Source organism: Natronomonas halophila, assembly GCF_013391085.1.
GTDB classification, from domain to species: Archaea; Halobacteriota; Halobacteria; order Halobacteriales; family Haloarculaceae; genus Natronomonas; species Natronomonas halophila.
On sequence record NZ_CP058334.1, the window covers coordinates 2216329 to 2238364 of the forward strand.

At 66.2% G+C, this 22036-nt stretch carries 22 protein-coding genes and 1 pseudogene; 14 read left to right on the forward strand and 9 right to left on the reverse strand.

The window, feature by feature from the left end; translation table 11 throughout:
- Positions 1–161: 161 nt before the first annotated feature.
- From polX to HWV23_RS11845, 4 genes are all read right to left on the reverse strand, one after another.
- Positions 162–1907 carry a DNA polymerase/3'-5' exonuclease PolX gene (gene polX, locus HWV23_RS11830; RefSeq protein WP_178290603.1) on the reverse strand — a complete coding sequence of 582 codons (1746 nt, stop codon included), beginning with the start codon at positions 1905–1907 and terminating at the stop codon, positions 162–164.
- A gap of 6 nt (positions 1908–1913) precedes the next feature.
- Entirely contained in the window at positions 1914–2354 is a 441-nt protein-coding gene (locus tag HWV23_RS11835) for a DUF5788 family protein (RefSeq protein WP_178290604.1), read from the reverse strand.
- 82 nt (positions 2355–2436) lie between these two features.
- On the reverse strand, positions 2437–2856 hold the full coding sequence (locus tag HWV23_RS11840; protein ID WP_178290605.1) for a hypothetical protein: 420 nt from the start codon (positions 2854–2856) through the stop codon (positions 2437–2439).
- Positions 2857–2978: 122 nt separating this feature from the next.
- Positions 2979–3530 (reverse strand): DUF7097 family protein, encoded by a 552-nt coding sequence (locus HWV23_RS11845; protein WP_178290606.1) that lies wholly within the window; start codon positions 3528–3530, stop codon positions 2979–2981.
- Between the two features lie 78 nt (positions 3531–3608).
- On the opposite strand from HWV23_RS11845, the gene HWV23_RS11850 reads away from it, so the two are divergent.
- The gene (locus tag HWV23_RS11850) at positions 3609–3968 is read left to right on the forward strand and encodes a DUF192 domain-containing protein (protein WP_178290607.1); all 360 of its coding nucleotides are present in this window, start codon (positions 3609–3611) and stop codon (positions 3966–3968) included.
- A gap of 201 nt (positions 3969–4169) precedes the next feature.
- Positions 4170–5672, forward strand: a complete 1503-nt coding sequence (locus HWV23_RS11855) for a (R)-citramalate synthase (RefSeq protein ID WP_178290608.1) — start codon at positions 4170–4172, stop codon at positions 5670–5672.
- 105 nt (positions 5673–5777) lie between these two features.
- On the opposite strand, the gene HWV23_RS11860 is transcribed toward HWV23_RS11855, so the two are convergent.
- The 3 genes from HWV23_RS11860 to HWV23_RS11870 form a co-directional block, all read right to left on the reverse strand.
- Positions 5778–6659 carry a mechanosensitive ion channel family protein gene (locus tag HWV23_RS11860; RefSeq protein WP_178290609.1) on the reverse strand — a complete coding sequence of 294 codons (882 nt, stop codon included), beginning with the start codon at positions 6657–6659 and terminating at the stop codon, positions 5778–5780.
- A gap of 152 nt (positions 6660–6811) precedes the next feature.
- Entirely contained in the window at positions 6812–8107 is a 1296-nt protein-coding gene (gene gdhB / locus HWV23_RS11865) for a glutamate dehydrogenase GdhB (protein ID WP_178290610.1), read from the reverse strand.
- Positions 8108–8205: 98 nt separating this feature from the next.
- Positions 8206–8604: a hypothetical protein gene (locus HWV23_RS11870; protein ID WP_178290611.1), complete on the reverse strand. Its 399-nt coding sequence runs from the start codon at positions 8602–8604 to the stop codon at positions 8206–8208.
- Between the two features lie 94 nt (positions 8605–8698).
- Here HWV23_RS11870 and HWV23_RS11875 point away from each other — a divergent pair, with 94 nt between their 5' ends.
- Entirely contained in the window at positions 8699–9250 is a 552-nt protein-coding gene (locus tag HWV23_RS11875; protein WP_178290612.1) for a GMP synthase subunit A, read from the forward strand.
- Positions 9251–9253: 3 nt separating this feature from the next.
- On the opposite strand, the gene HWV23_RS11880 is transcribed toward HWV23_RS11875, so the two are convergent.
- A complete protein-coding gene (locus HWV23_RS11880) occupies positions 9254–10549 on the reverse strand; it encodes a hypothetical protein (RefSeq protein WP_178290613.1) in 1296 nt (431 codons plus the stop codon).
- Positions 10550–10708: 159 nt separating this feature from the next.
- Between HWV23_RS11880 and HWV23_RS11885 the strand changes: the two genes are divergently transcribed.
- Both HWV23_RS11885 and HWV23_RS11890 read left to right on the forward strand, forming a co-directional pair.
- On the forward strand, positions 10709–12169 hold the full coding sequence (locus tag HWV23_RS11885) for a dihydrolipoyl dehydrogenase (protein ID WP_178290614.1): 1461 nt from the start codon (positions 10709–10711) through the stop codon (positions 12167–12169).
- 92 nt (positions 12170–12261) lie between these two features.
- Positions 12262–12611, forward strand: a pseudogene (locus tag HWV23_RS11890) (DsrE family protein).
- A gap of 55 nt (positions 12612–12666) precedes the next feature.
- Here the strand turns inward: HWV23_RS11890 and HWV23_RS11895 are convergent.
- Entirely contained in the window at positions 12667–13488 is an 822-nt protein-coding gene (locus tag HWV23_RS11895; protein WP_178290615.1) for a pantoate kinase, read from the reverse strand.
- Positions 13489–13621: 133 nt separating this feature from the next.
- Between HWV23_RS11895 and HWV23_RS11900 the strand changes: the two genes are divergently transcribed.
- The 9 genes from HWV23_RS11900 to HWV23_RS11940 are packed head-to-tail and all read left to right on the forward strand — an operon-like array spanning position 13622 to position 21968.
- A complete protein-coding gene (locus tag HWV23_RS11900) occupies positions 13622–14746 on the forward strand; it encodes a monovalent cation/H+ antiporter subunit E (RefSeq protein ID WP_178290616.1) in 1125 nt (374 codons plus the stop codon).
- Entirely contained in the window at positions 14747–15016 is a 270-nt protein-coding gene (locus tag HWV23_RS11905; RefSeq protein ID WP_178290617.1) for a cation:proton antiporter, read from the forward strand.
- Positions 15013–15330: a monovalent cation/H(+) antiporter subunit G gene (gene mnhG, locus HWV23_RS11910; protein WP_178290618.1), complete on the forward strand. Its 318-nt coding sequence runs from the start codon at positions 15013–15015 to the stop codon at positions 15328–15330. Before HWV23_RS11905 ends, mnhG begins: the two co-directional genes overlap by 4 nt.
- A complete protein-coding gene (locus HWV23_RS11915; protein ID WP_178290619.1) occupies positions 15327–15884 on the forward strand; it encodes a DUF4040 domain-containing protein in 558 nt (185 codons plus the stop codon). The genes mnhG and HWV23_RS11915 overlap by 4 nt, the downstream gene beginning before the upstream one ends.
- Complete coding sequence (locus tag HWV23_RS11920; protein WP_178290620.1) at positions 15881–16345, forward strand: MnhB domain-containing protein; 465 nt, start codon at positions 15881–15883, stop codon at positions 16343–16345. The genes HWV23_RS11915 and HWV23_RS11920 overlap by 4 nt, the downstream gene beginning before the upstream one ends.
- Positions 16342–16728 carry a cation:proton antiporter subunit C gene (locus tag HWV23_RS11925; RefSeq protein ID WP_178290621.1) on the forward strand — a complete coding sequence of 129 codons (387 nt, stop codon included), beginning with the start codon at positions 16342–16344 and terminating at the stop codon, positions 16726–16728. Before HWV23_RS11920 ends, HWV23_RS11925 begins: the two co-directional genes overlap by 4 nt.
- Entirely contained in the window at positions 16721–18238 is a 1518-nt protein-coding gene (locus tag HWV23_RS11930) for a proton-conducting transporter transmembrane domain-containing protein (RefSeq protein WP_178290622.1), read from the forward strand. The genes HWV23_RS11925 and HWV23_RS11930 overlap by 8 nt, the downstream gene beginning before the upstream one ends.
- Positions 18235–20178 carry a cation:proton antiporter gene (locus tag HWV23_RS11935; RefSeq protein WP_178290623.1) on the forward strand — a complete coding sequence of 648 codons (1944 nt, stop codon included), beginning with the start codon at positions 18235–18237 and terminating at the stop codon, positions 20176–20178. The genes HWV23_RS11930 and HWV23_RS11935 overlap by 4 nt, the downstream gene beginning before the upstream one ends.
- Positions 20175–21968, forward strand: a complete 1794-nt coding sequence (locus tag HWV23_RS11940) for a Na(+)/H(+) antiporter subunit D (protein ID WP_178290624.1) — start codon at positions 20175–20177, stop codon at positions 21966–21968. The genes HWV23_RS11935 and HWV23_RS11940 overlap by 4 nt, the downstream gene beginning before the upstream one ends.
- The last annotated feature ends 68 nt before the right edge of the window (positions 21969–22036 follow it).

Genomic DNA, 22036 nt, shown 5'->3' on the forward strand with positions numbered 1-22036 from the left:
CATCTCGGAAGCCCTCGTGCGCTGCGGTCGAGGGCCTCGCTGCGCGCGCCTCCCTCCGGTCGGCGTGCTTGCGTCGGCCGTCTTCCCGCAGCGCACTCGCCCTTCCATTCCACCAGGGAATGGAAAGTCGGTTGAGCTATGCACGTGGAAAAGTCGCCCAGTCACAGTCCGAGGAAGTCCCGGAGGCCGTCGGCGTCCCGGCAGTTGAGCACGTCGTCGGGTTCACACCAGCCGCGGCGGGCGGTGTGGACGCCGAAGCGGATGTAATCGAAGGCGCCGGGGCGGTGGGCGTCGGTGTTGATGCTGATTGTCGCACCCGCTTCGATTGCAGCCTTGACGTTACTCGACCGGAGGTCGAGGCGATGCGGGTCGGAGTTGATTTCGAGGGCGGTTCCGTTGTCGGCGGCCGCGTCGGCAACCCGGTCGATATCGATGTCGTGGCCGGGCCGCTGGTTGAGTTTGCGGCCCGTTGGATGGCCGATGATGTCGACCTCGGGGTGTTCGATGGCGGTGATGAGGCGGTCGGTACCGTCGCCATCGAGGGCGCTGTGCGGGGAGGCGACGACGCAGTCGAGGGCATCGAGCGCGTCGTCGCCGACCGAGATACCGCCGTCCTCGTCGATGTTGGCTTCGACGCCCGCGAACACCTCGATGTCGGCCTCGTCGGCGACGGCGCGAACCTCCGCAATCTGGTCGAGCAGTTCCTCGTCGGAGAGGCCGACGCCGCCGACCATCCCGGGGCCGGTGGCGTGGTCCGCGATTGAGACGTAGTCGTGGCCGAACTCGGCGGCCGCTTCGACCATCCGCTCGATGGACTCGTCGCCGTCCGAGTAGTTCGTGTGGAAGTGGAGGTCACCGTTGACGTCCTCGGTCGTCAGGAGGTCAGGCAACTCGCCCTCGGCGGCGGCCGCAACTTCACCGCGGTTCTCGCGGAGTTCGGGCGGAATCCACGCCATATCGAGGGCGGCGTAGACGTCCTCTTCGGTCTCGCCGGCGACGCGCTCGCCGACGCGCTGGCCGGCATCGGGGTCATCGACGTCAGAAATGTCGAAGACACCGTACTCGTTGACCTTCCGGTCCATGTCGATGGCCCGGTTGCGGACCGCGATGTTGTGATCCTTGCTGCCCGTGAAGTACTGGAGGGCGGCGCCGAACTCCTCAGGAACGACGACCCGCAAGTCGACGCGAAGACCGTTCGAGCGGACGCTGGCCTTGTTCGTGCCGGCCTCGATGACCTCGTCGGCTTCGTCCCAGTTCTCGAAGGCGTCGATGACCGCCTCGTCGTTTTCGCTTGCGGCCAGTACGTCGACGTCGCCGATGGTCGGCCGCCACCGACGGATGGAGCCACCGACCTTCGCGCGCTCGACGGCGTCGATGCCGGCCACGAACTCCTCGACGCAGTCGGCGACGGGCCGGGCCTCGCCGAGCAGGCTCCGGGCCTGTGACTCCCGGGCAAAGGGGATGTTTTCGAGGATGTTTTGCTCGGTCTTGGGGCCGAAACCCTTGATTTCCTGAATATTACCGGCTTCGGCGGCTTCTTCGAGGTCGTCCAGCGTCTCGATTCCCAAGGCGTCGTGGAGGGATTTGACCGTCTTCGGGCCGACGCCTTCGACTGCCGTGAGGGCGCCCATCTCGACGGGCAACTCCTCGCGGAGTTCCTCCAGCTCCTCGATGTGGCCGGTTTCGATGAACTCCGCGGTCTTCGAGGCGATGGCGTCGCCCACGTCCTCGATTTCCTTGAGTGCGTCTTCGCCGCCGTCCTCGTAGAGGGTCTCGACGGCGACGGTGTGGCCGCGGATGCTGTCGGCCGCCCGTCGGTAGATGTTCGGCTTGTAATCGACGTCCCGTGCCTCCAGATGGTCGGCCATCGCTTCGAGTTCGGCCGCGACTTCGGCGTTCCTGCTCATGGTCTGTTAGGGGCCGCGAACCTGCGGTCCGTCGTCGTCGTGACCCAGCGCCTGCTTCAGGAAGTTCATCCACCGCTTCTGGTCCATCGTCTCCTGCCTGTCGGCTTCGGCCTGAACGTCCTCGTGGCCCAGGTTCTCGAGCGCTTCGAGCGCCCGGTCGATACCGATGATGCCCTCGGCGATTTCCTCGCCTTCCTCGAAGGAAACGTCGCCGTCTTCGATTTTCTGACGGCGTTCGAGGCGCTCCCGTCGGAGGTTCTTCTTGGCCTGTTCGACCCGGTCGCGCTCGCCGGGTGGCACCGTCTCGCGGCGCTTGATTTCGAAGACGAACTCCTGTAGTTCCACCTCCTCGCCCTGCACGTCGATGCGCTCGGGGATGTCGACGCCGACCGTCGAACTCTCGCGGTCGACGCGTTCGAGAAGTTGCTTGCGCTGGTACTCCTGCACGAATCATGTTTCGACCCGGAGGCGCAAATAAGAATCGCCACCGGGGACGCACCCCCGTTCGACACGACTGGACCGACCGTCGCTACGAGGACCGTGAGGTACCGCTGCGGGGACTTCCCTCACAGAACTCGACCTGGTACTCAATCAGGCCCGATGACCGAAGCGTCACGACCGTCAAAGCCGAATCACAGATTGGCCGGGTCGGAAACTCGACGGAGTGGCTGTCTCGTTCGACGCGCACACGGTACTGGTCTTCCTCTGCCGTAAAAACCTCGAGATTCCTCGTATCCGAAGCGTCGACTGAAACAGTATCGTCGAAGACGAGTTCCTCGGTTCCCTCGCCGACGAACTCTCGGTGTATCGTGAGGCGAACTTCGGCGGGTTCGGGGACCGGGTTGCGAAAACGGAGTATCGGATTGTGACCCTGCCTGTCGACACAGCCCGCAATCGCGAGTGACGTCGCAATAGCGCCAAGCAGGCGTCGGCGCCTCGGACACGCCATGAGGCTCTTTACCACGATATCGGGTAAGTGCTTTCCGGCAGAAGGTGGGAACGCCGGCCCCGGGTTCAGCCGAATCAACACACCTGCGTCTTCGACAGCGGTCCTCCCTCGGGTTTCGCTGGCTATTCGCCCGCCGTTTCGTCGGTATCCTCACCGTCGAACCGCTCGGCGGCCGTCTCGAAGGACAACTCCTCGTGTTCCTTCGACCGTCGGCCCTCCGCCGCGGCGATGGCCTCGGGGTCCGGCGACGCGTCGTCGTCGATGCGCGCCCACGAGTTGTGAATCTTCGCGTGACACCACCGGCAGAGATACACCGTAATCTCGTGGGCCAACTCCCGCCGGTCGTCGTCGGGGTATTCGAGGTGATGCTCCTCCAGCAGCGGGCGGTCGTCGTCGTGGGCGATTCGGCGCTCCGCGATGCCACAGCGGATGCACTCCTTGGCGCGCTGGCGGGCACGGAAATGCGGGCAGTCGCTCCAGTCCCACTCGCCTTCGGGGTCAGCGGCCGGACACCGCAAATCGTCCTCGTGGCGCTCGCGGGCGAATTCGGGGTCGTGGTGGCCGTGTTCGGCCGCGTAGCGACACCGGCCGTCGTCGGTGAGGTAATCGCACCGCTCGATTACCTCGTAGGGGTCGTCGACGCCCACCGACGTCCCCTGCGGTGTCTTCTCCATACCGGGCGTGAGGCGTCGCGGGATTTCAACCCTTGCGCTCGGGATGGGTTTTTATTCGCTGCCGGTCCAGCAGGCAACGTGCGCGTCGTACACGAGGCGGACGGCGAGGAACGGACGCTGGCCAGCGACGTCGAACTCGCCGATGGGCTGCTCTCACAGGGCCTCGGCCTGATGTTCCGGCGGTCGGTTCCCGACGACTACGCGCTGGTGTTTCCCTTTTCGCGGGCCAGCAAGCGAGGCCTCCACATGGTCTGTGTCCCCTTCGATATCGACGCGCTGTGGCTGGTCGACGGCGAGGTCCAGCAGGTGAAACGGCTCTCGGCGTGGACGGGCCACGGCCGTGCGCGGGCCGACATGGTCATCGAAATGCCGGCCGGCGCAGCCGATGGCGTCGAAACCGGTGATACAGTCCGCGTTGAGGGCTACGACCGCAGTTGAGCGGTTCGTATGCCAAACCTGCGGCAACCCGCAACTTAATCAATACCCACCACATTGTGGGAGGTACAGCCATGCCGAACTCCAACCCGGCAGAGGATAGAGTAAGTCGCCGCAAGGCGGCTGGTCGAGAAATTCGACCGCTCGTCTAACACACAGGTTGATTCTACCGTGACCCGCTTATTCGAGGACCATCCCACAGCGATGGCTCTCTCAGATTGTGAGGTACAGTTCTTAGACACAACGCTCCGCGACGGCGAACAGGCCCCCGGTATCTCCCTGTCGCCCGACGAGAAGGCGGAGATCGCCCACGCGCTCGACGAGGCCAACGTCTCGGTCATCGAGGCCGGCAGCGCCTGCACCGGTCCCGGCGAACGGGAGACCATCTCCCGCGTCACCGACCTCGACCTCGATGCGCGCGTGACGAGTTTCGCCCGCGGGGTCCGCAACGATATCGACCTCGCGCTCGACTGCGGCGTCGACGGCGTCAATCTCGTCGTCCCCGCCAGCGACCGCCACGTCGAGGAGAAACTCGACACCACTCACGAGGAGGTCGTCGCCACGACTGTCGACCTCGTCGAATACGCCAAGGACCACGGCCTCTGGGTCGAGGTATTGGGCGAGGACGGTTCCCGTGCGGACCTCGACTTCCTGGAGGAACTCATGGGCGCGGCTATCGATTCGGGCGCCGACCGCGTCTGTGCGCCCGACACCGTCGGCCACGCCACGCCCGACCGGATGTTCGAGATTTACGACCGCCTCTCGAAACTCGGCCCGACGTCGATGCACACCCACGACGACCTCGGCCTCGCCGTGACGAACACGCTCGCCGGCCTCGCTGCCGGCGCCGACCTCGTCCACGGCACCATCAACGGCATCGGCGAGCGCGCCGGCAACGTCGCTATCGAGGAAGTCGCCATCGCCTTGGACCACGGCTACGGCGTCGAGACCGTCAAAACCGAGATGCTCTACGAACTCGGGCAACTCGTCTCCTCGGCGACGGGCGTCCCGCTCCCGCCCAACAAGGCTGTCATCGGCGAGAACGCCTTCACCCACGAATCCGGCATCCACACCGATGGCACGCTCAAGGACGATGCCATGTACGAGCCCTACCCGCCCGAGAAGGTGGGCCGCGAACGCCGCCTCGTCCTCGGGAAACACGCCGGCCGTGCCGGCGTCAAGGCCGGACTCAAGGAACACGGCGTCGAGGTCAGCGACGACGAACTGAGCGAGGTCGTCTCTCGGGTCAAGGAACTGGGCGACCGCGGCAAGCGCGTCACCGACGCCGACCTCCTGACCATCGCCGAGGAGGTCCAGGGCCGCGAACGCGACCGCCGCGTCGAGTTGCTCGACCTCACTGCCGCCTCCGGCAGCGGGACGCCGACCGCCTCGGTCCGCCTCGAAGTCGACGGGCAGGAACGCGTCGCCTCCGGGACCGGTTCCGGCCCCGTCGACGCCGCCATCGCCGCGGTCCGGTCCGCGCTCGGTTCCGCCGCGAACGCGCAACTGGAATCCTACCACGTCGACGCGATTACCGGCGGCACCGATGCCGTCGTCACCGTCGAAGTCGAGATGTCCCGCGGCGACCGCTCGGTCACCGTCGCCGCCTCCGACTCCGACATCACCACCGCCTCCGTGCGCGCGATGATCGACGCGCTGGACCGGCTGGTCGCGAACGAGGAAACGCCCGTCTTGGCCGACGACTGAAACCCACCCGTAGCCCGCTTTTTGCACGCTCGGCGGATGTCACGCGTGCTTCTTCGACTCGGCTGAACTATTCGAGAGTATTCAGCAAATCACGAGTTGCCCGTTTCAGTCGCCCGAAACCCCCTCGACCTCTCCGTCGCTCGCGATTTCTATCCCCCCCGAGAGTTCCGTATTGGGATACGGCATGTCGATTCCTTCGCTATCGAAGCGCTGCTTGACCGCTTCGAGGAATTGTGCGCGTATCGCCCCGTAGCTACTCTCTGTCGGGCCGATCCAGATTCGCCCCTGGAGTACGACAGCCGAGTCACCGAGTCCCGTGACGGGCGCGGTGGGTGACGGCTCCTCGAGAACGCCGTCGATCTGTGCCCCCTCGTCGATGATGGCATCCCGGGCCTGATCGATGTCGTCGCCGTACCCGATTCCGAAGTCGACCGACACCCGGCGTTGATCGTGCTCTACGTTATTGATGACCGCTGCACTGGCGAGGTCGCTGTTCGGAACGGTGACCAGTTGGTTGTCGAACGTATCCAGTCTCGTCACCCGCAGTTGGATGTCCCGGACCACGCCGCTGTTCCCGTCCCATTCGATCCAGTCGCCGACCGTGAACGGTTCATCCTGAATGATGAACACGCCGGCGACGAAGTTGGCGATGAGGTCCTGGGCGGCGAACCCGACCGCGAGCGCGAGCGCACCGGCGAGGGTTGCAAACGCCGCCAGCACCACGCCGAAGCCGGCCACCGTCGCAGCCAGCGCCACCGCCACGACGGCGACGATGACGACCGTCGTGCTTACCACCAGTCCGACGAGCGTCTCGTCGAAGTCCCGACGCCTGAGACTGCGTTTCACCGCTCGGGTCACGAAATACTTCCCGAGCAGGTAGATGATGACGAACACGACGACGAACAACACGACCGTCGTGACCGCACTCACCAGTGCCGGGACGTACTGTTGTGGGTCGAGAGAAATCCCTTGTTGAATCGGTATCATGCCACAAGGTTGTTTCTCCTGATAGTGGCTTAAAAACTCGCCACGTCAGGGGCCTCAACGGAGGATTGGAAACCTGTCACCGACCGAGGGTTTCGACAAGTCCGGTTCTTTATAAATGAAACAGAACAGAGGCGTTGTTCAGACCGGCCGAGTTACGGCCACAGGCCGCGTGCGTCGTGGGCCTTCGAGAGCCGTTCGAGGGCGACGACGTAGGCGGCGTCCCGCCAGGTCGCCTCGGGGTGGCGCTCGTAGGCGTCCTCGATGGCGCTCCAGGCCTTCTCCATCTCGGCGTTCAGTTCGCTGTTGACCTTCTCCAGCGACCACGAGCGGCGGTTGATGTCCTGCAGCCATTCGAAGTAGGAGACGGTGACACCGCCGGCGTTGGCGAGGATGTCCGGGATGACGGGGACGCCGCGGTCGGCGAGAACCGTGTCGGCAGCGAAGGTCGTCGGGCCGTTGGCGCCCTCGACGATGAGGTCGGCGTTGATGTCGTCGACGTTGTCCTCGGTGATGACGTTCCCGATGGCACAGGGCGCCAGCACGTCCACGTCGAGTTCGAGCAGTTCGTCGTTGGTGATGATTTCGCCGTCCTGCTTCGTGACGGCCTCGGGTTCCTCCTCGTGGGTCGGGATGGTCTCGATGTCGAGACCCTCGGGGTCGTAGACGGCGCCGTTGACGTCGCTGACGGCGACGACGTCGGCGCCCCAGTCGTCCAGCAGGCGGGCGGCGTTGGCGCCGACACTACCGAAGCCCTGGACGGCGACGGTCGTCTCGTCGAGGGGTTTGTCGTAGTAATCCAGCGCCTGCCGGGTGGCGATGGCGACGCTCCGTCCGGGGGCCTCGTCGCGGCCGTAACTCCCGCCGACGACGGGGGGTTTTCCGGTGACGACGCCGGGCTGGGTTTCGCCTTCCTGCATCGAGTAGGCGTCCATAATCCACGCCATCGTCTGGGCGTCGGTGCCCATGTCGGGCGCGGGTATGTCGGTGTTCGGGCCGATGACGTCCCGGAGTTCCTCGGTGAAGCGGCGGGTAAGCCGTTCCTTCTCGTCGGTCGAGAGGTCCTTGGGGTCGACGACGATGCCGCCTTTCGCGCCGCCGAAGGGGAGGTCCATGACGGCGCATTTCCAGGTCATCCACATCGAGAGGCCGATGCTCTCCTCACGGGAGACGTCGGGGTGGTATCGGAGGCCGCCCTTGTGCGGGCCGCGGACGCTGTTGTGCTGGGCGCGATAGCCGGTGTAGGTCTCGACGGTGCCGTCGTCGCGCTCGATGGGGACCGTTACCTCGTGGACGGCGGAGGGGTCTTCGAGTCGTTCGACGACGTTCGGGTCGATATCGACGAACGCCGAGGCACGACGGAGTTGGCGGCGAGCGACCGCGAGCGCCGAGTCGGGTTCGGTCTGTGTCGGGTTCTCGACCGGATTGGGTGTGGACGTGTTGGATGACATGGGGACTGATTCCTATGGGGAGAAACGTGCCGACCACTAAAGTATTAATTGTAAAAGGTGATTAATTCACAACACAGGACATTATATGTCGTCCGGGTTTACTCCTCGCGACACTCGGTGTCGACGGCCGGTTCGCCGCCGCTGATGGTGACGTCGGCGAACAGACGGCGACACTCCGAAGGGTCCCACGGCTGGGATTGCGCGCCGTTGTCCGACTCGGCGTAGACCTCGATGTCCTCGCCGCGACGCATCCCCATGAGCCCGACGTCGGTGGTTTCGCCCGCCGGCAGCGTGCTGTAGGCGGCCGCCACGTTCCCGTTTCCCGAGCGCGCTTCGACGCGCCAGTCCCGCGGCTGGTCGTCGGTGTTCTCGATGCGGGCCCGGAGTTCCCACTCGCCGTCCGGCGTCCCGCTTTCGTCGCCGTCGTCCCCGATACAGCCCGCCAGGAGGGCTGCCGACCCGGCGCCGGCGGCCGCGATGAATGCTCGTCTGTTCACTCCCTCTACTGGGGCCGCAGCGGACAAAAGCCTTCGTCGCACGTTGGCACGCCTTTCAGACGCTTTTTAGGGGTAGACCCGATACGAGTACCTAATGACGCGAATCGTCGTGGTTGACAACCACGGGCAGTTCACCCATCTCGAACACCGCGCGCTGCGGGACCTCGGCATCGACACCGACCTCATCGACAACGACACCGCACCCGAAGATATCGACGCCGACGGCATCGTCATCTCGGGCGGCCCCGACATGGACCGCGTCGGCAACTCCCGGGAGTATCTGGACCTCGACGTCCCGGTTTTCGGCATCTGTCTCGGCATGCAACTCATCGCCGACGAACTCGGCGGCCGGGTCGATTCGGGCGACTACGGCGGCTACGCCGACGTCACCGTCGATATCGACGAGGACGGCGACCCGCTCGTCGGGTCGCTGGCTCCCGACACCCGCGTGTGGGCCAGCCACGCCGACGAGGTCAAGCAGGTTCCCGAGGGCTTCACCCGCACCGCCCGAAGCGACATCTGCGGCGTCGAAGCCATGAGCGACACCGACCGCGACCTCTACGGCGTCCAGTGGCACCCCGAAGTCGCCCACACCGAGGAGGGCGACGAGGTCTTCGAGAACTTCATCGACATCTGCGAGAACTGAGTCTCAGACGACGTCGGCCACCCGCTCGCAGTAGCGGTCGGCGAAGGTATCCGCTTCTTGCCCGTCGAACGCCGACTGCGCGTACCGAAAGCCGAGTTGCATCTCCCCGCCGACGGTCACCACGCCGATGCTGACCGGCGTCGGCAGCCAGCAGGGCGGCGTACACCACAGCGATTCGGGACGCTCTCCGGAGAGCGCGGGCAACGGCTCCGGCAATCGGCCGAGGTTCGAAAGGACGGCGGTATCGAGCAATCGCTCACCGGGGCCGTCGAGGAGTTTCGGCAGGCGCTTTTTGACCGACAGCGGTACCGCTTCGGGAACGAGGTTCAGCCACTCCAGATAGCCGAGATACGGGCGCTCGGACTTGATTCGCTGCGTCTGGTCGGTAACCCGAGCGACCGCCTGCGCCGCACTCCGTCGGTCGGCGGCTTCGGTCGTGACGCTCTCGAAGAGGGTGTAGAGCCCCACACCCTCGTAGAACCACTCACGCGGGCGGAGGTTCACGGGCATCATGACGCTCAATTTCTCGGCCGCGGTGCCGGCCTCGCGGTTCCAGCGGTCGAGAGTAAGATGCATCGCCACGAGCAGGTAGTCGTTGACCGAGGCGTCGTCACCGTCGAGGAGCGCGTCAACGACACGCTCGTCGAGTCGCCGATGGCGATACCGCCAGCCGACCACGGCGGGGTCCTCGGCGCCCGTCAGTCGCGACGGCGGGTCGAACAGATAGCCGAGACGGCCCGCAGTCTTCCCGAGCAATCGCGCCCGCCGACGGCGTGAATCGGGCCGAAACCCGTCCAGTACCTCTCCGGACTCCTCGAACCCAAACCGGCCCGTAGCCGGGTCCTCCCCTCGGTAGGCGGTACAGATAGCCTGCAAAATCCGGTAGGCGCCCATCCCGTCGACGGGAACGTGACTCGAACAGAACCACAGCAGGTCGCCCGATTCACCCCCGTTCCGGACCACGAGCAGGCGAAGCGGCGGTGCCGTCGAGAGGTCGATGCCGTCGCCGTAGAACCGCTGGCGAAGCGCATCGAGGTCGACGTCGCTCGCTTCGACTACCTCGATGGGGACCGGTGCCTCATCAGGTACCTCCCAGTCGTAGTCGGTCCCGCCCTTCCCGCCCCGCCGTTTGTGCGCCTTGGCGATAGGGTGGACGTCGTAGGCCTCACGGACGGCCGCCCGGAGTCGGTCGCGGTCGATGCGCTCGCGCGTCTCGATTTCGACCTGAATGTTCCACGGCGTGTACATCCGCTCGACGTGGTAGACTGCCTCTTCGAGGCGGGTGAACGCCCGTTTCACGGCTGGCCTCCCGTCGTGGGCCGCGTCGCCGTTGGCATACGATACCCGACGCACGCGTACCGGAAAAACGCACCCGCTGGCCGGCCATGGTTCGCCGGTCGTGTGCCCCACATACGGGACCGGAACCCCGTTTAATGCGCTGGAGGCCCTACTGGACACATGGACGAATACGACTTTCTGGTCATCGGTTCCGGGTCGGGCCTCGACGTCGCGAACGTCGCGGCCAATCAGGGACAGTCGGTCGCCGTCGTCGAGAAAGGGCCGCTCGGCGGCACCTGTCTCAATCGCGGGTGTATCCCCTCGAAGATGCTGCTGTACCACGCGGAGGTACTGGAGACCGTCGAGCGCGCCGAGGAGTTCGGCATCCACGCGGAAATCGAAGACGTCGATTTCGCGGATATCGTCCGCGAGGTCAACGAGGACGTCTCGGGCGACGCCGAATCGATTCGGCGCGGCCTCGAATCCTCCGCCAGCCACGACCTCTACGACGGCGAGGCCCGATTCATCGACGACAAGACCGTCGAAATCGCCAGCGGCCCCGACGAGGGCGCCGAACTCCGCGCGGAGACGGTTCTCGTCGCGGCGGGGACCCGGCCGTCGATACCCGACATCGACGGCATCAATTCGGTCGAGTACCTGACGAGCACCGAAGCCCTCCAACTGGAGGCGCCGCCCGAGCACCTCGTCATCGTCGGCGGCGGCTACATCGCCGCGGAACTCGGCCACTTCTTCGGCACGTTCGGTAGCGACGTCAGCATCATCGGCCGGCGCCCCCACCTGCTGCCGGAGGCCGACGAGGAGGTCGGCGAGGCCTTTACCGGTCGCTTCGCCGACCGCTTCGACGTCTACACGGGCTACGAGGCGGTCGCTGCCGAGGAAAGCGATGGCGAGGTAACCGTCGAGGCCCGGCCCTACCCCGAGTCGCCGACGGTCCGGACGGCGGGCGGCGAAGTCGCCGACCCCTCCGAATCCGACCGGGTCGAGATTACGGGTGACACGCTGCTGGTCGCGGCGGGCCGGCGGCCCAACACGGACACGCTGAACCTCGATGCGACGGACGTCGAGACCGACGACCGCGGATTCATCGAGACCGACGAGTACCTGCAAACCGACGCCGACGGCGTCTGGGCACTCGGCGACATAGTCGGTGAGTACCTGCTGAAACACAGCGCGAACCACGAGGCCAGCGCGGTGGCGGGCAACATCTTCGGCGACGAGATGGAAGCCGTCGATTACAGCGCGATGCCCTTCGCGGTTTTCGCCTCGCCGGAGGTCGCCGGCGTCGGGTCGCGCGAGCAGGAACTTCGGAAGTCGGACGTCGACTATGCGACCGGAACCTACCCCTACGAGGATACCGCACGCGGGGACGCGATGCACGCCGACGGCTTCGTGAAGGTGCTCATCGACCTCGACGGCGAAATCCTCGGCTGTCACATCATCGGCCCCGAGGCGTCGAACCTCATCGAGGAGGTCGTCGTCTCGATGAAAGCCGGCTCCGGCACCGTCCGGGACATCCGGGAGTCTGTCCACATCCACCCGGCGCTGTCGGAGGTCGTCCAACGGGCCTTCTCGGGGCGGTTCAGCCGTCCGGACGACCACAGCCATCACCACCAGCACTAACCGGTAATCCCTGCGCCGTCTTTCGGTGGTCTGTCCGGCCGGCGCACGAGCGAGGCGTCCTTTTGCCCGCTCCCCCGCTATGCTTGGCTGTAATGACGAAAGCAGCAATCCTGATTCTGGCAGGGACGGACACGAGAACGCCGGTCGCATCTTCAACGCTCTGGAGGCCGCCAAGGAGTTCGTGGAGGCCGGCGACGAGGTCGAAATCATCTTCGACGGCGCCGCGACGCAGTGGGTCGAACTGCTCGAAGACCCCGACCACGACTACCACGAACTCTACTCGGCCGTCAAGGACGATATCGGCGTCTGTGACTTCTGTTCCGGCGCCTTCGAGGCCGAAGAGGCCGTCAACGACTCCGGCCTTGTCGTCCTCGACGAGTACGACGGCCACCCGAGCATGAAGTCGCTCGTCGACGACGGCTACGAAGTCATCACGTTCTAACGGCGGCCGGTCGGCCCATCTCTTCCTTTTATATCCGGCCCGACAGCGCCGCCTCTTATAACAGGTGCGCGCCGGCGAGATGGACGTCACACCGCTGGGCGTCGTAGCCGGCGTCAGTGAGGCCGCTGCCGAGGGCGAAGGCCGTCTCGCCGAGCATCGCCATCGAGGCCTCGCCGCCCGCGTCGGCGACGTCCTGAATCGCCCGCCGGAGTTGCGGCGTCAGCAGGTCCGCCTCGCGGGCGAAGCGGCGAGAGGCGTGCATGAAGGTATCCAGCATCGGTTCGGCGACCAGTTGGGAGAGCGCGTTCTTGCCGGCGGCGGTCAGTTCCTCGGTATCGCCGCCGATGACCTCCTCGGTGGAGAGTTCGCCGAAGGTGACGTACTCGATTTCGCGGCGGGCGGGTATCCCGTCCATCGTGCCGTACTGCGGTGCGCCGGGGTCGAGTCGGATGGGGAAGCAACCACGGGCCTGCCCGACCACGTCGCCGAGGCCGGTGCCGGCCTGTACCTCCGCGCCGTGAGCGATGGTGACGAGTTCGTTCTCCGAGAGGCCGCGGTCGAAGGCGTCGTTGGCCGCCAGCGCCGTCCCCAAGGCGAGCGCGCCGGAGACGCCGAACCCGGAGCCTAAGGGCAGGTCGGTTTCGGCGACGACACGTGCGTTCGTCCGGAGCGCGGCCAACACCCGGTCGACCGCCTCGATGTCGATGTTCTCGCCGTTGAGTTCGAGACCCTCGCCCGGTTCGACCCGAACCGTCACTCCCTCAGAAAGCGCGATGCCGGCGCCTCGAGACCCCGCCTTCGTCGGGTCGTCGTCGGGGTGGGCGCTGAAAAAGCCCGTAATGTGGCCGGGAACGAACGCGCGTGCCGACTGCGTCATGTCACGGCCTCGGAGGGCCGCCGATTTAAGCGTTGTTCGACGCTTTGGCGGGCGAGTCTGGTCGTCCACGTCGCCGTCCGGAAGATAAACCGTTTTGATGCGGGTGGTGAAATACACGGGATAGTGACTAGCCGTGCCTGACGCAACCTCCGAGACGGATGCAAGCGGTGCGGTGCTCGTCCCCGTTGGCCAGTCGGTCACGCTGCGGCAGACGGTCGGCTACGCCGTCGACGCCGCGCTGGAGGCCGACGACCCGCGACTCCACTTCGTCGCACCCGTCGCTTGGCACGATATCGGCGACGTGGGCGCCGACGTCTACGACGAAACCGAGGACCTGCTGGAGCGGGTCGAAGTATGGGCCCGCGAGGACGCCGGCGACACCTCGATTACCGTCGAGACGGCGCTTATCGGGACGGACGAGTACCTGTTCAGTCCGGACGACTACGCCCGCGTCATCGCGGAGTACGCCGCCGACCACGGCATCTCGGAGGTCGTCGTTGACCCCGAGTTCAGCCCCGGCGGCAACGTCCCGCTGTTGCGGCCGATGGAGGTCGACCTCGTCAGACGCGGTCTCTCCGTTCAGGAGGCGTCGGTCGACCGGCAGACCCGCCGCGCGCGGTTGACCCGGGCCGGCGGCCTCCTGCAGTTCGGCCTGCTGTTCGGCGTCGCCTTCGCCTTCTATCAGTTGCTCGGGGGCTTCAAAATCGCCAGCGGCGACAGCTATTATTTCTACTACGAACTCGTCACCGGCGCCGTCTCCGCCGGCATCGTTGCGGGCGCGCTCCACCGCATCTCCCTTTCCAGCCGCCCCAACGTCCCGCGTATCTTCCGTCAGGGCCTCCGTCTCGTGCTCTACGTGCCGTATCTGCTCTACGAGATTATCGTGGCGAACATCGCCATCACCTACATCATCCTCCATCCGAAGATGCCAATCGAACCCCGAATGACCCGCGTTCGCGCGGCGGTCGGCGACAGCACCGCGCTGACGACGCTGGCCAACAGCATCACGTTGACGCCGGGGACGCTGACGGTCCAGTCGGAGGGCCAGGACCTCTACGTCCACGCACTCTTCGAGAGCGCCCGCGAGGGCCTTTTCGACGGCGCGCTCGAACGCGCGGTCCGGTTTGCCTTCTACGGCCGGTCGTCGGCCGCCATCGCCACGCCGCGGGAACGCGATGACTGCGAGATACTCCAGAACCCCGACGAGGAAGAGGAGACCGAAGCCGAAGCAAACGCCGCCGAGGAGGGCGGTAACTGAATGCTTGAAACCGCCTTCCTCGCGACGGCGGCGGCGCTCGTCGTTCTCGCCATCGTCGTCCTCTACCGTGCGGTGAAGGGCCCGACGATGCAGGACCGCGTCGTTGCGGTCAACGTCCTCGGGACGAACACCGTCGTCATTCTCGCGCTGCTCGCGGTGGCGATGGACACCGAGGCGTTCCTCGATATCGCGCTCGTCTATGCCCTGCTGAACTTCCTGATGGCAATCGCCATCTCCAAGTTCACCGTCAAGCGAGGTGACGTGATATGAACGACATCCGGATGGGCATCATCGTCGCGATGCTCGCCGGCGGCGTCTTCTTCACGTTCGTCTCCGCCGTCGGCGTGATTCGACTCCCGGACGTCTACTCGCGGGCCCACACCGCATCCCAGACGGACACACTCGGGGCCGGCCTCGTCGTCGGCGCCGTCGTCCTCGCCTACGGCTTCGAGTCGGAGGTCATCAAGGCGGTCCTGCTGCTCGTGTTCATCTTCATCACGAACCCGACGGCGGCCCACGCCGTCGCTCGCGCCGCCTACGAGGAAGGCATCGAGCCGTGGACGGAGGGGGACGAGCGACGATGAGTCTCGTCGGTCTCGCCCTCGCGGTGTTCGTCGTCGTGACCGGCGTCGCGACCGCCCTCCTTCGGAACACGCTGGCGGCCATCATCGTCTTCGCCGCCTACAGCCTCGGGATGGCGCTGTTCTACTCGCTTTTGCTCGCGCCGGACGTCGGTCTCACGGAGGCGGCCATCGGCGCGGGCGTGACGACCATCCTGTTGCTGTTGACCATCGCCAAGACCTCCCGTCCGGCCGAGGGGGTCGTCCTCGCGGACATCAACTGGCCCGCCGCCACGGTATCAGCCGGACTGGCGGCGGTGCTGCTCTACGTCGTCGGCGCCATCCCCGCCGACAACTTCCGCGGCGGGACCACGCCCGTCACCGGCGCGGCCGGCACGCCCGGCGAGTCGGTGACGGCGTACTATCTGGCGTCGTCCTACGTCGACACCGGCGTCCACAACACGGTGACGGCAGTGCTGGCCGCCTACCGTGGTTTCGACACCTTCGGCGAGGCCGTCGTCGTCTTCGCGGCCGGCGTCGCCGTTCTCGTCGTCCTACGCAAGGAGGTATTCGCATGAGCCAGCAGGACCCCGAAGCACCCTACACGGAAAGCGAGATAATCATGACCGCCGTCCGGGTGGTGACGCCCTTCATCCTCACCTACGGTCTGTTCATGATCTTCCACGGCGCGGACACGCCCGGCGGCGGCTTCCAGGGCGGCGCGCTGGTCGGCGTCGTCGTCCTCATGCTCGCGTTCGCCTTCGGCGCCGAACCGACCCGCGAGTGGGTCGGCAACGACGCCATCACCGGCCTCGCCGCGGGCGGCGTCCTCGTCTTCGTGGGCGTCGGCCTCGGCGCCCTGGCCTACGGCGGCGCGTTCCTCGAATACGGCCGCTACGCGCCGATTCTCGGCAAGGACGCCACCAAGTACGGTATGGAGGCCATCGAAATCGGCGGCGTCGCCGCCATCGTCTCCGGCGTCATCATGGGGCTGTTCTTCCTGACGGCCGCCGGCTTCAATGGAGGTGAGGAGGCGTGATTCCCGACGTGCCGCTGTTCGTCGACGTCCTGACGACTCGGTACGCCTACGCCACCTTCGCCGTCCTGCTTGCGGTCGGTCTCTATATGATGATTGCCAGCCCGAACCTCGTCAAGAAGGTCATCGGCCTCAATCTCTTCCAGAGCGCCATCTTCCTGTTCTTCGTCGCGATGGCGTACGTGCAGGGTGGGTCCATCCCCGTCATCCCCTCGGAGGGCGGCGCGGTCGGCGAGTACGCCAGCCCCCTGCCGCAGGTCATCGTGCTGACCGCCATCGTCGTCGGCGTCAGCCTGACGGCCGTCGCGCTGGCGCTTATTATCCGCATCTACTCGGCGTACGGTACGCTGGACGAGAACACCATCCGGGAGGTGGCCGATGAGTAACATCGAGATTCCGCTGCTGGTCGCGGTGCCCATCCTGCTGTCGACGCTGCCGCTGCTGTTGGGCCTCCGATTCGAGAAGATCGGGTGGCCGATTGCGGTCCTCGGGGCACTCGTCAACGCCGGCCTCGTCGCGACTATCGGTCGACGCGTTGCTACGGAGGGCCGACTCGTCCACAGCCTCGGCGGCTATCCCCGCCAGTACGGCATCGAACTCGTCGCCGACCAGTTCTCGGTCGTCGTCGCCGCGCTCATCGTCGTCGTGACGCTGGTCGTCCTCGGCTACGCCCGGACGGCGGGCCCCCGTCGCAACAGCTTCTACAGCACGTTCCTGCTGTTGTTCGGCGGCCTGCTCGGCGTCTCGATGACCGGCGACGTGTTCAACCTGTTCGTCTTCCTCGAAATCACGGGGCTGACGACCTACGCGCTGGTCGCCTCGGACCGCTCGCCGAAATCGGCCCTTGCGTCGCTGAAATACCTGATCATCGGGACCGCGGGCGCCTCGCTGTATCTGGTCGGCGTCGGCTTCCTCTTGGTGGCGACGGGGACGCTGAACATGGTCGAACTATCGACGGCCATCGCCGACTTCGCGGGCTACCGGAACCCGCTTATCGTCGCCGCTTTCGCCTTCATCGTCGTCGGCCTGTCGGTCAAGGCCGCCGTCTTCCCGCTGCATACGTGGATGCCGGACGCCTACGCCGAATCGCCCGACACCGTCACCGCTTACATCTCGGGTCTGGTCTCGACGGTCGGCGCCTACGCCATCGCCCGCCTCGTCTACACCGTCTTCACGCCCGCCTTCTTCGAGGCGGTGCCGCTGGCCCGCCGCGGCCTCGTGGCCGCGGGGACGGTCAGCATCCTCGCCGGTTCCATCCTCGCGGTCACCCAGTCCGACGTCAAGCGAATGTTGGCCTACTCCTCGGTCGCCCAGTTCGGCATGATAATCGCCGCCTTCGGCCTCGCGACCGAACAGGCGCTGATCGGCGCCGTCATCCATCTGGTCGGCCACGGCATCATGAAGACCGGCCTGTTCCTCGCCGTCGGCGTTCTATCGAGCGCCTACGGCGTCCGCGTGGTCTCGAAGTACGCTAACCTCGGCTATCGTTCGCCCGTCACCGTCGCCGCGATGGGCGTGCTGTTGCTCTCGCTTGTCGGCATCCCGCCGTCCATCGGCTTCCTCGGCAAGTGGTACATCGCCTGGGGCGCCGTCGAGGCGGGCGCGCCAATCGTCGCTGGGGTTATCTTCCTCAGTACGCTGCTGACCCTGCTGTACGCCGCGCGCCTGCTGGAGACGATCTACTTCCGACCCGCCGAGGGCGTCGAGGGCGCCGTCGCCGCCGACGACGCGTCGCTGCGCTCGGATGGCGGCGCCGACATCGCCGACGCCGACCCCTCGGTTTCCGTCGGCATGATTCTCGCCGCCGTCGTGATGGCCGTCCTTGCCGTCGGCCTCGGCTTTTCCGCACCGACGATTGAGACGTTCCTTGCTCCCTTCCTGGAGGCTGTCCTATGATAGACGACCCACGTCCCCTGTACGCCGTGTTGGTGTCGTTCGCCGCGATGTTCGGCATCTTCGCCACTCATCGCCGGCCGAACGTCCGTGAAGCCGTGACCATCGTCGCCGCCGTCGCCAAGTTCGGCATCGTCGCCTCGATGGTGCCCGGCGTGCTGGACGGCGAAACCTACGTCTTCTCCGCCGGCGAGTTCGTCGCCGGCATCGAGTTCGTCCTCCGGGCGGACTCGCTGGGCACGCTCTTCGCGATGCTCGCCAGCCTGCTGTGGATCATCACCTCCTTCTACAGCATCGGCTACATGCGCGGCCTCGAAGAGCACGGCCAGACCCGGTACTTCGCCTCCTTCGCCGCCTCGCTGTCGGCGACGATGGGTATCGCCTTCGCCGGCAACCTCGTCACCATCTTCCTCTTCTACGAGTTGCTGTCGGTGGCGACCTACCCGCTGGTCGCCCACGACGAGACCGACGAGGCCCGTTCGGCCGGCCGGAAATACCTCGCCTACACCATGTTCGGCGGCGGCGTCCTCGTGCTGGCGGGGACGGTCATGGTCTACTGGCTGACGACGCTGGTCGGCACCGGCACCGTCACGTTCACCGCTGGCGGCATCGAGCAACTGGCGACGATGGCCAACGAGGACGAGACGCTGGTCCAGATTGCCTACCTCCTCTTGGCGGTCGGCTTCGGCGTCAAGGCCGGCCTGATGCCGCTGCATCAGTGGCTCCCCGTCGCGATGGTCGCGCCGACGCCCGTCTCCGGCCTTCTGCACGCCGTTGCGGTCGTCAAGTCGGGCGCCTTCGGCGTCGCGCGGGTGACCCTCTACGTCTTCGGCCCCGAGGTGGCCTACCAGATCGGCATGGGCCTGCTCATCTCCTCGCTGGCCGCGTTCACGCTGCTTGCGGCCTCCTTCATCGCGCTCCGGAAAGACCACCTCAAACAGCGGCTGGCCTACTCGACGGTCTCACAGCTCAGTTACATCGTCCTCGGGCTGGGCCTGTTCGGCTGGCACGGGCTGGTCGGCGCGCTCTTGCACATCCCTGCCCACGCGTTCATGAAGCTCACCCTGTTCTTCTGTGCGGGTGCCATCCACGTCGAGACCCACACCGACCACATCTCGAAGATGGCCGGAATCGGCAAGCGCATGCCCGTCACGCTGGGCTGTTTCGCGCTGGCCGCGGCCGGGATGGCCGGTATCCCGCTTATCGCCGGCTTCGTCTCGAAGTACTACATGGTCATCGGCGGCGTCCAGATGGGCATCGCCTACACGCCGATTGCCTACTACCTGGCCGGCGCGCTGTTGATCTCCGGCGTCCTCAACGTCGCCTACTTCTGGCCGGTCGTCTACACGGCCTTCTTCGAGGCCGAGGACGACCACGACGCCAAGCCGCTGGTCGATTACGCGCCCGGCGGCGAGCGGCGGTCGGTGCTGCCGGAGACTGATGGGGGAAGCCCCATCGACGACGCCGAGGACGACGCTGACGACGACGTGGAAGACGACATCGACGTCGACCCCGCGGACCTCCAGCCGGATTTCTCCGGCGAGTCGGTCGAACGCGACTACAGCCAACCCGCCCCGCGCGTCGAGGGCGAGTACGCCGTCGACCAGAACCCGAGCGACCACACGATGCCCGAGGAAGGCGAAGCCGACGGTGACGCCGACGACGAGTCCGTGACCGACGAGACCACCGATGGCCACGACCCGGCCGTCCACGACCACGAGCATGATGACCACCACGAGGGGCCGCCGGCCGGTGGCTGGCAGCGGCTTTCGCCGCGTGAGGCCCTCGCGGGCACGGAGACGACGTGGTTCATGCTCGGCCCCATTGTCGCCGCGGTGACTGGGGCCATCCTGCTGGGTATCGTTCCCTCGGAGGCCGTCTTCCTCGACCTCATCGAGGTCATCGTCGATAACGTTCTCGCGGGCACGGAGGTGGCGCGATGATAGAGTCCATCCCGCCCTTCGCCTACGTCCTGCTGGCGGCCTTCGCCGTCGCGTTCCTCCCGCGACTGCCGGGCCACATCGTCGCCGCCGCCTCGACCGCGGCGGTCGGCGTGCAGGCGCTCCTGCTGGAGAACGGCCTCTATATCGACACCCAGTTCCTCGGCTTCGACGTCGTCTTCCTCAACGTTGACGACCCGGCTCGCCTTGTGGCGGTCGCCGTCTCCATCCTCGCGACCGCCGCCGTGGTCTACGCCTACGAGACCGAGGCGACACCCGTTCAGACGGCCTTCGCGATGAGCTACGTCGCCAGCACCGTCGGCGCCGTCTTCGCCGGCGACTGGCTGACGCTCCTGTTCTTCTGGGAGTTGATGGCCGTCACCTCGACGCTGCTGGTCTGGTATTACGGCGGCGAGGCGGTCCGGGCCGGCTACCGCTACGCGCTGTACCACGGCACCGGCGGCACCATCCTGCTGGCCGCGGTCGTCGTCCACTTCGTCGAAATCGGGTCGTTCCGCTACGACGCGGCGACCGGTATCGCCGAGGCCGCCGTCCCGCTGGCTGCCATCGGTATCGGCATCAACTGCGGGTTCATCTTCCTGCACTCGTGGCTGCCCGACACCTACCCGCGGCCCCACGTCGCGGCCTCGGTGTTCCTCTCGGTCTTTACCACGAAAATCGCCGCCTACGCCATGTACCGGGCGTTCCCCGAGGGCGCGCTGTGGCTGGCCTATCTCGGCGGTGCGATGGCCGTCTACGGCGCCTTCTTCGCGCTGCTGCAGTACGACCCTCGGCGCCTGCTCTCCTACCACATTCAGGCACAGATCGGCTACATCCTCGCCGGCATTGGCCTCGGGACGGAGAAAGCAATCGCCGGTGGCCTCGCGCACCTGTTCAACAACATCCTCTTCAAGGCGCTGCTGTTCATGGCGGTCGGCGTCGTCGTCTACCGCACCGGCGAGGAGAACATCAAGAAGTTGGGCGGCCTCTGGAACGTGATGCCGCTTGCCTTCGTCGGGTATCTGCTGGGGGCCGTCTCCATTACGGCCGTGCCGGGCACCAACGGCTTCGTCTCGAAGGGGATGATTCTCGACGAGGCCCACCACATCCACAACTTCGAGTTCGGTATCGAGGGCTTCGCTTACGGGGACGCCCTCTGGTGGCTGCTGCTTCTCGGCGCCGTCGGGACGTTCATGTCCTTCATCAAGTTGGGCTACTACATGTTCTTCCACGGCGACAACACCGTCGAACCCGACGACGCCACGCTCGGCCAGACCGCCGCCATGTTCACCGTCGGCGGCGCCTGTCTCCTCTTCGGTCTGATGCCGGGGCTGCTCTTCGAGTTGCTGCCCTTCACCGACTACCTCGCCGCGGAACTCCACCCCTACAGCACGGGCCACCTCGCCGAGAGCGCCGTCCTGCTTTTCGTCGGCTTCGCCGGCTTCTTCAGCCTCAAGGGGCCGCTGGCCCGCATCGCGTGGCTCCCGGATGTCGACCGCATCGTCTTCCCGGCCGGCTTCTATCTCGGCCGGTGGTTGACGTGGGGCGTCACCGAACTGTGGGCCGCCGTCGACCGCGTCGTGATGGCGACGGCGGGCGCCTCGATGCGCGTGGGCGCCGACCCCGGCGGCTACGCCTACCGGACCGCCGAGCGCGTCCCCGGCGTCGACGTTTCCGAACTCCCCGAAGGCAGCGAGGAAGGGACGGTCCGACTGCGTGCCTCCGCCGGCACCAGCGTCTTCCTCGTCACGCTGGCGCTGTTCGTCGGCCTCTCGGCGCTCGTGTTGCTGTAGTCGGACCGACGCCGACCCCGAAACCCCGGTCGACGTACCGGGAAGACAAGCGTCTTTTGAGCAGGAAT

Excerpts from the sequence above, each read along its gene's own strand:
- HWV23_RS11935 (WP_178290623.1), top strand. The coding sequence starts at position 18,235 with ATGATAGACGACCCACGTCCCCTGTACGCCGTGTTGGTGTCGTTCGCC.
- HWV23_RS11895 (WP_178290615.1), bottom strand. The coding sequence starts at position 13,488 with ATGACGCAGTCGGCACGCGCGTTCGTTCCCGGCCACATTACGGGCTTT.
- HWV23_RS11940 (WP_178290624.1), top strand. The coding sequence starts at position 20,175 with ATGATAGAGTCCATCCCGCCCTTCGCCTACGTCCTGCTGGCGGCCTTC.
- HWV23_RS11915 (WP_178290619.1), top strand. The coding sequence starts at position 15,327 with ATGAGTCTCGTCGGTCTCGCCCTCGCGGTGTTCGTCGTCGTGACCGGC.
- HWV23_RS11860 (WP_178290609.1), bottom strand. The coding sequence starts at position 6,659 with ATGATACCGATTCAACAAGGGATTTCTCTCGACCCACAACAGTACGTC.
- HWV23_RS11840 (WP_178290605.1), bottom strand. The coding sequence starts at position 2,856 with ATGGCGTGTCCGAGGCGCCGACGCCTGCTTGGCGCTATTGCGACGTCA.
- mnhG (WP_178290618.1), top strand. The coding sequence starts at position 15,013 with ATGAACGACATCCGGATGGGCATCATCGTCGCGATGCTCGCCGGCGGC.
- HWV23_RS11845 (WP_178290606.1), bottom strand. The coding sequence starts at position 3,530 with ATGGAGAAGACACCGCAGGGGACGTCGGTGGGCGTCGACGACCCCTAC.
- HWV23_RS11930 (WP_178290622.1), top strand. The coding sequence starts at position 16,721 with ATGAGTAACATCGAGATTCCGCTGCTGGTCGCGGTGCCCATCCTGCTG.
- HWV23_RS11920 (WP_178290620.1), top strand. The coding sequence starts at position 15,881 with ATGAGCCAGCAGGACCCCGAAGCACCCTACACGGAAAGCGAGATAATC.
- HWV23_RS11885 (WP_178290614.1), top strand. The coding sequence starts at position 10,709 with ATGGACGAATACGACTTTCTGGTCATCGGTTCCGGGTCGGGCCTCGAC.
- HWV23_RS11855 (WP_178290608.1), top strand. The coding sequence starts at position 4,170 with ATGGCTCTCTCAGATTGTGAGGTACAGTTCTTAGACACAACGCTCCGC.
- HWV23_RS11905 (WP_178290617.1), top strand. The coding sequence starts at position 14,747 with ATGCTTGAAACCGCCTTCCTCGCGACGGCGGCGGCGCTCGTCGTTCTC.
- polX (WP_178290603.1), bottom strand. The coding sequence starts at position 1,907 with ATGAGCAGGAACGCCGAAGTCGCGGCCGAACTCGAAGCGATGGCCGAC.
- gdhB (WP_178290610.1), bottom strand. The coding sequence starts at position 8,107 with ATGTCATCCAACACGTCCACACCCAATCCGGTCGAGAACCCGACACAG.
- HWV23_RS11875 (WP_178290612.1), top strand. The coding sequence starts at position 8,699 with ATGACGCGAATCGTCGTGGTTGACAACCACGGGCAGTTCACCCATCTC.